The 14,726-nt window shown below is 65.4% G+C and carries 12 protein-coding genes; 7 read left to right on the top strand and 5 right to left on the bottom strand.

Annotated elements, in window-relative coordinates; all coding sequences use genetic code 11:
• The first annotated feature begins 15 nt into the window (after positions 1-15).
• The 3 genes from AAFG16_RS14990 (at position 16) to AAFG16_RS14980 (ending at position 2,093) form a co-directional block, all read left to right on the top strand.
• Complete coding sequence (locus AAFG16_RS14990) at positions 16-723, top strand: hypothetical protein (RefSeq protein WP_342739611.1); 708 nt, start codon at positions 16-18, stop codon at positions 721-723.
• Positions 724-733: 10 nt separating this feature from the next.
• Complete coding sequence (locus tag AAFG16_RS14985) at positions 734-925, top strand: hypothetical protein (RefSeq protein ID WP_342739610.1); 192 nt, start codon at positions 734-736, stop codon at positions 923-925.
• Between the two features lie 181 nt (positions 926-1,106).
• Positions 1,107-2,093, top strand: a complete 987-nt coding sequence (locus AAFG16_RS14980) for an AraC family transcriptional regulator (protein WP_342739609.1) — start codon at positions 1,107-1,109, stop codon at positions 2,091-2,093.
• 226 nt (positions 2,094-2,319) lie between these two features.
• Here AAFG16_RS14980 and AAFG16_RS14975 read toward each other — a convergent pair whose 3' ends face one another.
• On the bottom strand, positions 2,320-4,644 hold the full coding sequence (locus AAFG16_RS14975) for a molybdopterin guanine dinucleotide-containing S/N-oxide reductase (RefSeq protein WP_342739608.1): 2,325 nt from the start codon (positions 4,642-4,644) through the stop codon (positions 2,320-2,322).
• Between the two features lie 320 nt (positions 4,645-4,964).
• Here AAFG16_RS14975 and AAFG16_RS14970 point away from each other — a divergent pair, with 320 nt between their 5' ends.
• Positions 4,965-5,315, top strand: coding sequence for a RidA family protein (locus AAFG16_RS14970; protein ID WP_283085243.1), 351 nt, complete (start codon positions 4,965-4,967; stop codon positions 5,313-5,315).
• Between the two features lie 49 nt (positions 5,316-5,364).
• On the opposite strand, the gene AAFG16_RS14965 is transcribed toward AAFG16_RS14970, so the two are convergent.
• Positions 5,365-6,030: a hypothetical protein gene (locus AAFG16_RS14965; protein WP_342739607.1), complete on the bottom strand. Its 666-nt coding sequence runs from the start codon at positions 6,028-6,030 to the stop codon at positions 5,365-5,367.
• Between the two features lie 68 nt (positions 6,031-6,098).
• Between AAFG16_RS14965 and AAFG16_RS14960 the strand changes: the two genes are divergently transcribed.
• The 3 genes from AAFG16_RS14960 to AAFG16_RS14950 all read left to right on the top strand — a co-directional run bounded on the left by AAFG16_RS14960 (position 6,099) and on the right by AAFG16_RS14950 (position 11,370).
• Complete coding sequence (locus tag AAFG16_RS14960) at positions 6,099-6,266, top strand: hypothetical protein (RefSeq protein ID WP_283085241.1); 168 nt, start codon at positions 6,099-6,101, stop codon at positions 6,264-6,266.
• 308 nt (positions 6,267-6,574) lie between these two features.
• A complete protein-coding gene (locus tag AAFG16_RS14955) occupies positions 6,575-8,587 on the top strand; it encodes a TonB-dependent receptor (RefSeq protein ID WP_342740906.1) in 2,013 nt (670 codons plus the stop codon).
• Positions 8,588-8,739: 152 nt separating this feature from the next.
• Positions 8,740-11,370, top strand: coding sequence for a spermidine synthase (locus tag AAFG16_RS14950; RefSeq protein ID WP_342739606.1), 2,631 nt, complete (start codon positions 8,740-8,742; stop codon positions 11,368-11,370).
• Between the two features lie 9 nt (positions 11,371-11,379).
• Here AAFG16_RS14950 and AAFG16_RS14945 read toward each other — a convergent pair whose 3' ends face one another.
• From AAFG16_RS14945 to AAFG16_RS14935, 3 genes are all read right to left on the bottom strand, one after another.
• Positions 11,380-12,003: a 2OG-Fe(II) oxygenase family protein gene (locus AAFG16_RS14945; RefSeq protein ID WP_342739605.1), complete on the bottom strand. Its 624-nt coding sequence runs from the start codon at positions 12,001-12,003 to the stop codon at positions 11,380-11,382.
• 90 nt (positions 12,004-12,093) lie between these two features.
• Positions 12,094-12,489 (bottom strand): hypothetical protein, encoded by a 396-nt coding sequence (locus AAFG16_RS14940; protein ID WP_342739604.1) that lies wholly within the window; start codon positions 12,487-12,489, stop codon positions 12,094-12,096.
• Between the two features lie 38 nt (positions 12,490-12,527).
• Positions 12,528-14,549, bottom strand: a complete 2,022-nt coding sequence (locus AAFG16_RS14935) for a hypothetical protein (RefSeq protein WP_342739603.1) — start codon at positions 14,547-14,549, stop codon at positions 12,528-12,530.
• Positions 14,550-14,726 lie beyond the last annotated feature (177 nt).

Here is a 14,726-nt window from a genome sequence, read left to right as displayed (position 1 = left end):
CGGATATGACGGGATATGGCGCTTCTTGACGATGCAATCGATGCCTGCGGCGGCATGGCCCACTGGAACAGCCTGGACCGGTTCACGCTCCACCTTTCCGTCGGCGGAACGCTGTTCGCCAGCGCCGGGCATGCCAGGGAATTCAAGGACGTGACCGCGGAGGGCTCGACCCGCACGCAATCGGTCCGCTTCACCGGCATCACCGGGGGTGAACATTCCGGCACCTTTCAGCCCGATGCGATCACGATCGAAAGCCTGGAGGGCGACGTGCTGCGGACCTGGCGCAATCCGAGCCTTGCGTTTCCCAAGGTCGGCTCCCCTACGCTGGCCGACGAGTTGCACCTCGTCTTCTTCTGCGGCGTCGCGATCTGGAATTATCTGACCAATCCGTTCCTGCTCGCCCATCCCGATGTCGTCACCGAAGAGCTGGCGCCATGGCGCGAGAACACCGAGACGTGGCGGCGGCTGCGGGCGCAATTCCCCCCGCACCTGATCACGCTCGCGCCCGAGCAGATCTTCTATTTCGACGAGAACGCGCTGCAGCGGCGGACCGATCACGACCTTTTCGGAACGAAGGTCGCCCATTACTCCTGGGCACATGACAGTTTTGGCGGCATCGTCGTGCCGACGCTTCGCCGCGCACAGACGCTGCGGCCTGATGGATCCGTGGTCGCGAAGCCCGTGCTGATGGACGTCGAGATTTTCGACGCCGTGTTCGAGTAGCGGCGTCGACATGGGCGACGAGGAGCGCAGCGAACGGCCTGGAGGCGCCGAAGGCCTTTACCGACGCGATCCGGGACGTCGCGGCCGCAATCGAGCGATCCACGCGGCGAGGTCCACAGCGACGAGCCGCATCGATCGCCGCGCGGCTGTCGCTGCGCTGTCCTACGATGAGGCCGATCTGCGTAAATATCCGAAAAATTGAGCGCACTCAGCGCTCCTGCGGCGGGCTGTCGCATCCGGTGTGCACCACAAAAACTAACACATCCTAATCACACCTAACGAGCGTCCTGGCCAAGTCGCGCCTATCCTCTCAGCATGAAAAGAATTGGGTTTGCGCGCTTACCCATCGTTGCAAGAGCGGCAGAGCCAGGAGAGGACGAACGATGTCGACCAATTTGCACGCGTCGCATGGCGGGATCGAATTTCCGATCCGCCCACGGGATCACCAGATTTCCCGAGCCACGGAGGCGATCGCCCGGGAAAGCCAATGGCGTCAGGTCGTCCGCAGTCCGCAGGCCGACATCGCGGACATCACGATCTCGCGATGGGAAGACGCGCGAAGCGCCTCCTCGCATCAGACGACGACGCCCGAGGATTGCTATTTCGTCGGCATCGCCCTCAAGTCCACGCGGGCGAGATTGACGCGGGACCGTCAGGTCATCTTCGACGGCGCCATGCCCGAAGGCACGCTGTATGTCACCGCGCCGTCAAAACCGCTCGCCGGGCAATTCCAGTCGCCGTGCGCCTTCCTGCACTTCCACATCTCCGCGGACCATTTTCCGACGCAACTCGCCGCGGCCGAGGGACTGAACGATCTGGTGCTGCTGCGCGACCCGCTCGCGGCCGAGCTTGCCAAGGCGCTGATCGAACGTGGCGATGCCGCCGACCACCAATTCACGTTCTGCATCGGCCAGACCCTCGCGATGCATCTGACCCGGCTGGAATCGCCGCGCGCGCGGGTCAATGCCTTACCGAAATGGCGGTTGCGGCGGGTCGAGCAATATATCGCCGATCATTTCGACCGCTGCATCAGCCTGTCCGAGCTCGCCAACGTCGCCGGCCTGTCCAGGATGCACTTTGCGGCACAATTCCGTGCCGCGACCGGCTACCGTCCTCGCGAATATCTGCTCAACCACCGGATCGAGCATGCGAAGACGCTGCTCGCGACGACCGGGCGGCCCTTGGCCGAGATCGCACTCGCCGTCGGCTTCAGCACGCAGGCGCATTTCTCGACCGTGTTCAAGCGCATCAGCGGCCAGTCTCCGGCACGCTGGCGCCTTGCAAGCAAGAACCAACGCTTCGAGATCGAAGCGCTGCCGCGGCGCCGTCCTTCGGCGGACGGGGATTGGATCACGAGCGCCGCCGCGTAGCTCGTCGACTTGCGCCGGCTTGCGCCCTCCTCCTCCCGGGTCTGCGAGCCTCTCGGGGCCGTCCCTGCGCCCACACAGGACGGCCCCGTTTTCTTCCAACACTCGCTGCGCTGGCAATGATGTAGGATGGGTAGAGCAAAGCGAAACCCATCGCACTTTCTGCCACGCGGAAGCATGATGGGTTTCGCTTCGCTCTACCCATCCTACGGATTTGCGGATTGAGGCTTTACACCGGATCGAACGCCCGGATCGGCGGCAGATTGCCGGTGAACTTCTCCACCTCGACCGTCGTCAGCTGTCCCGTGCAGCCTTGCGCAAACGACGACGTCCCGATGTCGCGCGTGAGCACATTCGGATTGCCGTGCACGCAGAGCGGCGCCTCGTCCTCGGGGTCCATCGGATCGTACCAGGCGCCGGTCGGAAGCTGCACGACACCGGCCGCGATGCCGTCGGTGACGTGGACAGCGGCAAGGCACGCGCCGCGTTCGTTGGACAGGCGGATAATGTCGCCGTCCTTGATGCCGCGGGCATTTGCATCAACCGGATTCATGCGCGCGACCTCGCGGCCGCGATGCTTTGCGCCTAGCGAATGGCCGCCGAAATCGAGCTGGCTGTGCAGACGCGTCACCGGTTGGTTGGCGACGAGGAAGCAGGGTGCGCCAGGCTTCGGCATATCGGTCTTGTCGAGCCAGACCGGATGGCCGGGACAATCTGCATCACCATGGCCCGCGATCTTTTGCGAAAAGATCTCGATGCGGCCGCTCGGCGTCGGCAGCGCATGATTGACGGGATCCTCGCGGAAGCGGCGCAGCCGGCCGCCATCGTCGGGCTGCTGCGGCACGACCAGGCTGCCGCGCTGCCAGAATGTTTCGAAGCTCGGCGCCTCAAGACCGCGCTTGGCGAGCGAGGCGCGGGTCGGCTCGTAAAGATGCTCCAGCCATTGCCGCGATGTGCGTCCCTCGGTGAAGGGTTCGCGCGCGCCGAGACGCTCGGCGAGATCGGCAAAGATTTCATAGTCGTCGCGCGCAAAGCCGAATGGCTCGGCGATGCGGTGCATCGCGACCATCAGCGGATCGTTTGTGGAATAGCCGATGTCCTCGCGCTCGAGTGTCATCGTGCTCGGCAGCACGATGTCGGCATGGCGCGCGGTCGCGGTCCAGGCGAGCTCGTGCACGACGAACGTATCGAGCTGCGCAAACGCCTTGCGCAGGCGGTTGATGTCCTGGTGATGATGGAAGGGATTGCCGCCGGCCCAATAAACAAGACGGATATCCGGATAGGTCCGCGTCTCGCCATTGTAGCGATAGGTTGTGCCGGGATTGAGCAGCATGTCGGCGATACGCGCGACGGGGATGTAATCGCGCACGCCATTGCGGCCCTGCCCGAGCGTCGGCCCCGGCACGTCGTTGACGCGGCGGCCGTAATAGCCGATCGCACCTAACGAATAGGCATAGCCGCCGCCGGGAAGACCGATCTGGCCGAGGGCTGCCGCCAGCACCATGCCCATCCACACCGGCTGCTCACCATGCTCGGCGCGCTGGAGCGAATGCGAGACGGTGATCAGCGCGCGCTTGCCGGCGGCGGCACGGCGCGCAAGCGAGCGGATGGTGTCGGCGTCGACGCCTGAGATCGATGCGGCCCAGTCAGCGTGCTTCGCCTGCCCATCGCTCTCGCCGAGGAGATAGCGCAGGAAGACGGGCCATCCTTCGGTGTAGCGATCGAGGAAAGCTTGGTCGTGCAGGCCTTCGCTCACCAGCGTGTGGACGATGCCCAGCATCAACGCGGTGTCGGTGCCGGGCACGCAGCTCATCCATTCGGCGCCGGCCTCGACGGGCAGGTCGTCGCGCAGCGGGCTGATCAGGACGAACTCGCAGCCGCGGCGGCGCGCAGCTTGCATCGCACCGCGCTCGACATGCTTGCTGATCGAGCCGCCGGCCACCATGGAGTTCTTCAGCGCCATGCCGCCGAAGGCGAGCACGATGTCGGTCTCGGCCGCGATCTGCTCCCAGGTGACATTGCGCTTGGTAATGTCCTCGTAGCCCGCCAGGATCTGCGGCAGCAGCACCGAGGACGCGCCCGACGAATAGGTGTTCACCGAGCGCACATAACCGCCCATCGCGATGTTGAGGAAACGGTGTACCTGGCTCTGGGCGTGATGAAAGCGGCCCGCGCTCGACCAACCATAGGAGCCGCCGAACACGGCGCCGGGACCGCGCGTATCACGGATGCGGCCGAGCTCGTCGCCAAGCAGATCGAGCGCCTTCTCCCAGCTGACGGAGACGAATTCGTCGCGACCGCGGCGATCGTCCGGACCCGGACCACGCTCGAGCCAGCCGCGGCGGATCGCCGGCTGGGCGATGCGCGCCTGGTGACGCAGCGCGCCGGGGAAATTGTCGATGATGCCGTTCGGATCAGGATCGCCCGCATAGGCCCTGACCTCGAGCCCAGCCTCGCCCTGACGCGCGGAAAACACGCCCCAATGCGAGGTGTGCGGCTTGAAGCCGTCCGACAGGTCGAGACCGGGGTCGGGGAAGCCAATCGTATCGTCCATCGCCTGATCCTTGTTCCCGCCCGCGGTCCGGGTCGTTTCCGAGTCAATTCCGGTGGCAGTATACCGATCCGCTCCCGCATGTCGTCGCGATCAGGCCAGCGGAAATGCCGGGCCCTCGTGCGCAAGTGCAGGTAAGTAAACTTCGAGGGAACCATCGCAGCAGTTCAGCGGCCCGATTGTTCCTTTATTTCCAATATCTTGTTCCACAGCCCTCGGGAGCATTCTGATCGGACCGCCTGACAACACGAAAATTTCTGCCGAGGATACTGACATTGGAATGTGTGATATGCCCCCGTCCCCACAGCAACACCGGTCTCATCATGATCCAGCGCGTCTTGCCCTACGAAGGACTTCTCCACGAAGTGGTCGAGCACAATGGTGTGCTCTATATCGGCGGAATCGTCCCCGAGGATACGAGCCTCGATATGTCGGGCCAGGCCAGCGACGTTCTCAGGCAGCTGGCGCAGCTGCTGAAGACTCTCGGATCCGACATATGCAAGGTCCTGCAGGTGACCATCTACATGGCCGACCTCAAGGAGAAGGCCGAGTTCAACGCGGCCTGGAAGGCGTGCTTCGCCGAAGCGCATCTGCCGGCGCGCGCCGCAATCGGCGTCGCCGACCTCGGTCCGGGCGTCAAGCTCGAGATGACTGCGATCGCGGCCCGGCAATAGCGGCGCGCGAGTTCGCCAGACGCCGGCTCGGAGCAGGCCTGCTGCTCACCTAGTCGTACTGAGCCGTGTGCGAGCTTCCGCGCTTTGCGGTGCTTTCCGCAACCGCCGACACGTTTGCGGACGCGCCCTGGCGCGTCTTCGTGAGCTCCAAGGTCTCGGTCAGCTCGCCGCGCGCCATGATGACCTCCCGCCGATGCACCGAAAGAAGTTTCCAGCCCTGATAGTCGCCGTCCAGCTTGAGGCGCAGTGTCGTCTTGCTGTCCTCGTCGACAAAAATCCCGACACTCTGATCGCCGCCGATGACGGTTCCGACCAGCACCAGATGCAACTCGGCCTGCGGCGGGCCCGGCGGCGGTGGCGGCGCGCTCGACGCGGCGACTGAAGCCACGGGCGGTGGCGGGCGCCGCGAGGCCGAAAAGATCGGTCGCTCGCCCGTCTCCGACAGCGTTGCGAGCGGGACCGCCCAGAGCGGATTGCCCTTCATGGCCTCTCGCTTGACGGGCGAGGCGGTTCGCGCCGCAGGGCTGACGGCCGATGCCGATGTTGCGGGAACTTCCGGAAGTGGGCGGTCAGGCGCCGGCACGACGTAGGCCGGCGCGTCGGCATCCGAAAAATCAGACGGCAGCGCAAAGGTCGGCGCGGAAACGGCGAGCGAAGCCGCCAGCATGGGCGCGAGCCATGCCGAGATCCGCCGTATCGCCCGATGTGCTCGCATGTCCCTCGTCATCAGCCAATTGCCAGCAGTGCAAGATTCTCAAGTCACGGAAAGCTGGCGGCCTGCATATGCAGGACAAGCAGCGCCGAGGGAAGCAAGGCTTATCGGTTACCGATGTGACAGCCGTGCGAAGCGGCGATTACCTTGCCGATGTTTCAACGGCTTATCCGGACTGCAACGTCGCGCAGATGAATTTGGGCGTCCAAGCCGCCGGCGATGCGCCCTTGCGGTTGTAAATGTAACAATTCGCTACTCGCAATCGCAGCCGCAGGTTAGTATGATATTGTTGCTGGATCGTCATACTCACCTGCCATAGTATGGGTGTGTTGGACTGCAATGGTCGTGGTGCGGAGATATCGTGGTGCGTAGCGTCTTGTTGCGGGTGTTTTCCGCTGCCGCATCGTCCGCCCTGTGCACGTTCCCGGCCCCAGCCCACGAGATCAGCTCGGCCGCGCCCGCCGAGCTTCCGCCGGTCACCATTGCGGGGGCGGATCATCAGCATCCCAAACGGCACACCCACAGAAAGCCGCCGAAAAATGCCGGTGTGCGCGGCCAGGCTGCCGTTCGCACGGACGGCCAGACCGAGGGCGGCGGTGCGCCCGGCGCTGCGCCGGCCGGCTCGACCGCCCTGCAACCCACTGCCGCCAGCGCAGTGCGCATCAGCGGCGCACAGGTGAACGCTATCCCGTTCTCGCGGCCCGGCGAGGCGCTGGAAGTGGTGCCGGGCCTGATCGTCACGCAGCATTCCGGCGAGGGCAAAGCCAACCAGTATTTTCTGCGCGGCTTCAATCTCGATCACGGCACCGACCTTGCGATCAGTGTCGACGGCATGCCCGTCAACATGCCGACCCACGGGCATGGGCAAGGCTATGCCGATATCAACTTCCTGATCCCGGAGCTGATCCGGTCGGTCAACGTCCGCAAAGGACCGTATTTCGCCGACCAGGGCGACTTCGCATCCGCCGGCGCCGTGGCGATCGACTATGTCAACAAGCTGCCGCACAATTTCGCGGAGCTGACCTTCGGCAGCTTCGGCTATCGCCGCGCCTTGGCGGCGGGATCGACCAGCGTCGGCGACGGCACGCTGCTGACGGCATTTGAAGCCAACAAATATGTCGGGCCATGGGACGTGCCCGACGATGTCCGCAAGCTGAACGGCGTCATGCGCTACAGCCAGGGCACCGCGACCGACGGCCTGACGCTGACGGCGATGGCCTATTCCAACGGCTGGAATTCGACCGATCAGGTCCCGCAACGCGCGATCGACCAGGGCCTGATCACCCGTCTCGGCACGCTCGATCCGACCGATGGCGGCACCTCCAGCCGCTTCAGCCTGTCGAGTAACTGGGCACAGTCGAGCGACTATGGGCAAACCAATGTCAGCGCCTATGTCGTGCGCTCCGACCTGCGGCTGTTCAACAATTTCACCTATTTCCTCGACAATCCCGTCAATGGCGACCAGTTCAGCCAGCTCGATGGTCGCACGCTCGGCGGCTTTGACGCGCGGCACACGTTCGACTGGCGCTTCGGCGGGCTCGAATCGCACACCCGTGTCGGCGTACAGACGCGCTACGACGACATCCATGTCGGGCTGTTCAAGACCGAGCAGCGCTCATGGCTCTCGACCGTGCGCGACGACCACGTGCAGGAGGGCAATGTCGGCCTCTGGACCGACACCACCACGCGCTGGAACGACTGGCTGCGCACCACGGTCGGCATCCGCGAGGACTTTTTTGCCGGACACGTGAACAGCGACACGCCGGAGAATTCGGGCAACGCGCAGGCCTCGATGGCGAGCCCGAAAGCCGGCATCGTGCTCGGCCCCTGGTACAAGACCGAGTTCTACGGCAATGCCGGCTACGGCCTGCACAGCAACGACATCCGCGGCGCGACGATCACCGTCGATCCCAACGACAAGGTGACCCCGCTCGACCGCGTGCCGCTGCTGGTGCGCTCGCGCGGCGCCGAGCTCGGCATCCGCACCAAAGTGATCGAGGGTCTCACCAGCACGCTCGCAGTTTTCGTGCTCGACTTCGACTCAGAGCTGCTCTTCGTCGGGGACGCCGGCACTACCGAGCCGAGCCGGCCCAGCCGCCGCGTCGGCGTCGAGTGGACGAACGAGTACAAGCCTCTGCCATGGATGACGGTCGACCTCGACGTCGCGCAGACCCACGCGCGCTTCACCGATTTCGACCCCGCCGGGTCCCGCATCCCTGGCGCACCGGCGTGGGTCGCAAGCAGCGCGATCACGTTGGGCGGCGACACCGGCTGGTTCGGCAGCCTGAAGGCGCGCTATTTCGGTCCGCGTCCGCTCACCGAGGACGACAGCGTCCGTTCGCGGTCCTCGCTGATCTTCAATGCGCGCGCCGGCTACAGATTCGACAATGGCGTGCGGGTGCAGCTCGACGTGCTCAACCTCTTCAACGCCCAGACCAACCAGATCGAATATTATTATCTGTCGCGCTTGGCGGGAGAGCCCATCGACGGCGTCGCTGACCGTCACGTCCATCCGGCCGAACCGCTTGCGGTGCGGCTGACGGTGGCAGCAAGATTCTGATCGCAGCGACAACGGGTCCTGACCGGTCGTCACAAATCCTGAAAAAATCTGACATAGAGCGAATGCTCTGATCGGCCGAGAACGCCACTCGGCCGATGCAAAGCGTTCAGCTTGCCCCGCGCAGTCGGTCGCGTTCGAACAGGAGTGAAGGAATGCAATCTGAGCCGGACAGCATCGCGATCGCTTCGGCTGGCCGGTTCGCAGGCGCGGCGCAGGATGAGGCCGCGCCGGCGCGCACGCGCCAGGCTGCAAGCCGCGCCTGGGCTCTCGTGCCGATCGTGACCGCGTCGGGTCTTGCGGGCCTCGGCTACGAGATCGTGTGGACGCGCCAGCTGAGCCTTGTACTGGGCACCGAGATGATGGCGGTGCTCGGGGTCATTGCCGGGTTCTTCGGCGGCCTGGCACTGGGCGCGTTCGCGCTCGATCGGCCGATCCGCCGCGCCGCATCGCCATGGCGCGTCTATGCGATGCTCGAAGCCGTCATTGCCGTCTGGGGCTTGATCAGCGTCTGGCTGCTGCCCGCCGCGGGTCGTGCTCTGGCCCCCCTGCTCGGCACCGAGCCGTCGGCTGCCCTGCTCTGGGCCGGCAGCCTGGCGCTGCCGACTCTCGTGCTGCTGCCGGCAACGATGGCGATGGGCGGGACGCTGGCCGCGCTGGAACGGATGATGCGGAACGCGCGTGGCGAAGCCCGCGTCACGGCCGGCGTCTACGGCGCGAATACGGCCGGGGCTCTTGCCGGCACGCTCGTCGCGACATTCCTTCTGATCCCGGCGCTGGGATTTTCGGGCACGTTGCTCTGCCTTGCCGCCGTCAACGCGTTCTGCGCGCTTGGCGCGCTCGCGCTCGGGCCAGCCGCCACGGCCTATGCCGAGGAACGGCGGCCGGAACGCATTCGCGACTTGCGGCTCACCATCACCTTGTTCGCCACGGGACTGCTCGGAATCGCCTTCGAGGTCCTCGTGGTCCGGCTCGCCGCACAGGTGATGGAAGACACCGTCTACACGTTCGCCGGGCTGCTCGCCGCCTATCTGCTCGGCACCGCGGCGGGGAGCCTGCTCTGGCAGCGGACCGGGCGCGATGCCAGGGATGGAAATCTCCGCGGCCTGCTGGCCGCAACGGCGCTCGCCTGCATCGCGACCGCGGCGCTGGCCCCATATGCCGGCCGTCTGGTCGAGGCACTGTCATCGGCGGACATCTTTGGTGAGCTGGCCGTGGCGATCGCGCTGTTCCTGGTCCCTGCGACCGCCATGGGCGCGCTGTTCGGCCTGCTGGCGCAACGGGTGAGCGATCAGCGCGGCTCGGTCGGAGCGGCGGTCGGCATCAACAGCCTTGGTGCCTGCATCGCGCCGCTGCTGGCGGCGCAATTCCTGATTCCGGCCCTTGGCGCATGGACGGCGCTGCTTGCCGTTGCGGTCGGCTATCTGCTGCTGCTGCCGCCCGGCCGATCGGCGCTGCTGTGGTCCGCGGTACCGGCAGTCCCCGCGATCATCCTGTGGCTCAATCCTGCGCCATCATTGACGCGCGTGCCGCCGGGTGGCGCGCTGCTCGCAGTCCGTGAAGGTCCGATGGCAACGGCCAGCGTCGTCGATGACGCCGCAGGCGTGCGCTACCTCGAGATCAACGGCCACTTCCGCATGGGCGGGACGAGCTCGACGCGCTCCGACTACCGGCAGGCGATGCTGCCGCTGCTGCTTCACGAGGCCCCGCACCGCGCCTTGTTCCTGGGTATCGGCACCGGCGCCACCATGGTCGGCGGCGCGCAGATGCCCGGCGTCAGCGTGCGCGCCGTCGAACTTTCCCGCGAAGTGGTGGAGCTCTTGCCCTGGTTCGTCAATCCGCCGCCGGCATCAGCGCCGCTTGTGACGGTGGCGGATGCCCGCCGCTACGTCGCTGCTGACACCGGCCAGCACGACGTGATCATCGCCGACCTGTTTCATCCCGCGCTCGACGGCAGCGGCGCGCTCTACACGGTGGAGCATTTCGCAGCCGTGAAACGGCGCCTCGCGCCCGGCGGGATCTTCTGCCAATGGCTGCCGCTGTACCAGCTCGATATGCCGTCGCTGCGCGCCATCGTCCGCGGCTTTCTCGACGTTTATCCCGACGGCGCGGCCTGGCTCAATCACTACAGCGTCCGCACACCGATGCTTGCGCTGGTCGGAACGCGGGACGGCGGCCATCTCGACACCGACGCGCTGGCTGCGCGGCTTCGCGATCCCGCGGTCGCATCCGCCGTTCGCCCGCTCGGCTTCGAGGCGCCGATCGATCTCCTCGGTCAATATCTGGCAGGCCCGCGCGCCCTCTCCGCATTCGCCGGCGAGGGTCCGCGCAACACGGACGACTATCCGTTCGTGACCTTCGATGCGCGCCGAAACGTCCGTGCGCTCACGGCGGCGCCCTGGTCACTGCTGCTTGCCGTCACGAAGGAGATTCGCCCGGATCCGAATGAACTGCTCGTGAGCGCAGCCGAGCGCGGCGCGCCGGGCACACGCCTCAATGCCTACTGGGCCGCGCGCAACCGCTTCCTCGAAGCCGGTGCGTCTCTGCCAGGCGATCCGCGCGGAGCCGCATTGATCGACGCTGCGTCGCCGGGCCTCATCGACGCGCTTCGCCTGAGCGCAGAGTTCGATCCGGCCTATGGACCGCTGATGGGGATGGCAAAATCCCTGCTCGGCTCTGACCGCGCGGCCGCCGCACGCCTGCTGCGCAAGATCAACGAGGCAGCACCGTCCCGCCGCGAGGCAAGGGACCTGCTGCTTCGAGAGTTCGGCATGAGAAACGAGTGATCGACGGCCTCACGGCGCGAAGTTGATGCGATAGCCCCAGCAGTCCAGATGGTCCGGAATCGCGTTGAAGGCGATCGTGATCCGCTGCCCGCCCGGATTTCTGGGCACCTCGTGATAGAGATAGCTCGGGAACAGCACGAGATCGCCGGGCTCGGCTTCGGGCAAAACATACTTGCCCGCATTGAAGGGCCCAATGGCGGCACTGCGGGTGTGGTGGCGGAAGGAAAAGTCTGAGCCACCAGGCGGCCGCACGAACACCGTCTTGCACGCCGCGTGCGAGGGCGTGAGATAGAAGATGCCGGACACGAAGCTGTTGGCGTGCGAATGCAGCGTCTGGTTTCCGCCGGTCTCGAGCATGTTGGTCCACATCTCCTTGACCGTCCAGCGCAGCTGCTCGCCGAACAGCAGGACGCCGAAATCGACCAGCTTCGGTGCGGCAAGCTCGGCGATCTGGCGAAACAGCTCGTTGTCGCGCGGATCGGCGACCTCGGTGTGAAACAGCTGGCCCGAGCGCAGATTGCCTTCGATCTTGGTGCTGCGGATCGCGGCGACCGCGGCCTCGTTCAGCGATGGCGGCAGCAGCCCAGGCGAGCGCATGAGGGGAATCGGGAAAAGCGGCTCGATCTGATCCATGTCGCGACATCTACCTGTTGGTGAAGCTCGGCCAACAATGCGCGGGGAAAGATGACGCTGCGATGACAGCGCGCAAGATCTCCGCTCTCGCTACTCGTTCGGCTTGAGCACTCTCAGCTGCTCGCCCGGCTGCAGCTCATGGCGGCGTTCGCGCACCTCGTCGGAGGCACGCGCGGCCATATCGACGCATTCGTCGAATTCGCCATTGCCGGCCTCGACCAGGGCCTGGTGCAAATGCCGCTCGGCAAAGTAGCGGGACAGATGATCGGGCGGCAGATCGGCCGCCAATGCGCGCGCCTCCGCCACCGCGGCGTTGCAGTCTTCCCGGGTAGGCTCGTCGGAGGCAGGCACCGCACCGGGGGTGGCCAGCGCGCAACCGAAGCCGGCAGAGAGAAGGGATAGTGTGCAGACCGAGATACGGAACAGTGACATCGCGAGCGTGGTGACAGGTCTGGCGGGTTGTAAAACAGGTACGGCGGGACGCATTTGTCATGCGTCCCGCCGGATGGCCTCAAATCATCGCGTCAGTGATGGTCGTGATGATCGTGATCGTGACCATGGTCATGGTCGTGATCATGATCGTTATCGGCGCGCTGCCCGAGCCGGCGAGCCAGCTCGGCATTGGTCTCGACCAGCAGCTTCGGCGAACGCTCCGGCCGCACGAAGATCGGGTTGGCGTAGAACCAGGCGTTCGAATAGGCCTGAACGTCGTGGGTCACCTTCTTGGCGCCGTTCACCGTTTCGAGATGCGCGGGGCAAGCCGGATCGGTGCAGCTGACCAGCGCGTTGTTGGCGTCGAGCAGCGGGTTTCCGGCGGTGTCGGTGACGTTCGGGGTGCCGTTCGGAATGTTGGTTCCGCGCGCGCGGATGTAGAACGGCGTGTTGCCGGCGGTGAACGTCGTCGTGAACTTCAGGCGGACAGCGCCATGGTGCTGATGCTCGCGATGCATCTGCTTCGCCAGGATCTGCTGCGCGATGGTCGCCGTCCGATTGTACACGATCGCCGCACCAGCCGTACCGGCCGCATTCGGAACCGAATAGCCGGCCGCATCGGGCGCAACAACGCCGGTGATCTTGCCGGTGATGAGGTCGACGTGGTCGAGCGACGGCTTGTTCAGCGGCTGCTTGATCCCTACGGGCAGCAGCAGCGGGTTGTTGAAGCTGTAGGGGGCGTTGTTCTCGGCCGGGACGGTCATCTCCATCTCGACCGTCACCTTGTCCCCCGGCCTCACGACCAGCGTCTCGCCCATCGTCTTCCAGTCGTCGCCGCGCGCCTTGGCGCGGAACACCAGATCCGGTCCGATGAGGTCGGCATTGACCGAGTAGGAGTTGCCCGAACGCATGCCGTCGACAACGTGCTGCGACGAGAACCGTCCGGCATTCGGAACGTACAGCTTGGTGTACTCGCCGGGGATGAAGTCGGCCGTCGTGAAGGAATCACGCGCACCGCCCGCACCGCGGCTGTGCCAGTCGGAGCTCACGAAGATGAAGAAGTTGCGGCCTTCGCCAAGCAGACCGTCCCAGAGGCCGCCGACCTTGGCGGTGTAGATGCCGCTCATGCCGTAGGTGCCGCCGCCGACCGCGTTGGGCGTGTACGAGCCGGAGCCGCCGGTGGCGCCGCCTTCGGCGAAGTGACCGGGCGATTCGATGCCGAACGCCACCGTCGGGCCCGCGTTGTTGAAGTCGCGGAAGTGCTCGATGTTATAGCCCTTATTGGCGGTCGCGCTGAACGGTCCCTGGCGCTCGGTGTGCGTCGGGATGACGTAGGATTGCAGCGGATAGTTCTGTTGCAGCCACTTGATGCCCGTGAGCGCCTTCTGGTGACCCGCGGTGCCCGTGTTGTTGACGTTGTCCTTGCCGGGCCAGAGCTGGTTGCCGCCGGCGTCGATGGTGGGACCGATCGCGTCGGTGTCGGCGCGGTCGAAGCGGTATTCGAATTCCGCCATCTTGTCCGCGTTGCCGGGCTTCCACCGGTGCTTCGGGTGCTGTCCGGTGATGACGGCGACGTCAACGTGCTCATGGCCGGGCGCGATCCACTCGAGACCTTCGATCAGCACCTTGTCGTAGGTGTTGGTGCGATTGACGATGGTCGGATACTCGACCTCGCGGATCGACTGCCAGCGCCACATCTGCGCACCACTGCCGGTGCCGTTCGGGGTGCCCTTCAGGCTGCTGATGGTGATGCCGTCGATGGTCTGGCCGAGCGTCTGGCTCCAGGTCGTCGTGGTCTGTCCCGGAAGATTGGCGCTGGTGTCGCTGAAGCGGCAGTCGCGGTTGCCGGAGCCGCCATGGTTGCCGAGCGTGAACCAGTCGAGATCGAAATTGTTTCCGCCGGCGGACGCGGTGCCGCGGCCGACCGCGCGATCGATCGTGTAGCCGGCTGCGACCGAACCATCGGTGCAGGTGTTGTGGTTGTGCATGTCACCGGCAACATAGGGATTGCCGCGGCGCTCGCCGCGCCCCCAGTCGTCGGCTGCAGCGCTCTGCGTCAGCGCCAAGGTTGCCGATGCTGCAGTCAACAGGATCGTCTTGCCGGATGGAAACATCTATCGCCCCTCGTGTCACATATCGAGAAAATTAGCCAGAGGTGCGGAGAGTGAGAGCCGTTTGGCTCATCCGCGTGCGCGGCTCCCTGCACGCGGCGATACTGGCCAGAGTTACGATACAGCTTCGTGAAGGATTTGTGTTTGACCGCGACAACTGCGCACTGCGTGTGCGGCATC

The organism is Bradyrhizobium sp. B117, from assembly GCF_038969555.1.
GTDB lineage: Bacteria > Pseudomonadota > Alphaproteobacteria > Rhizobiales > Xanthobacteraceae > Bradyrhizobium.
Note: the sequence above shows the minus strand (reverse complement) of the source record. Positions and strands in the feature narration are given on the sequence as shown.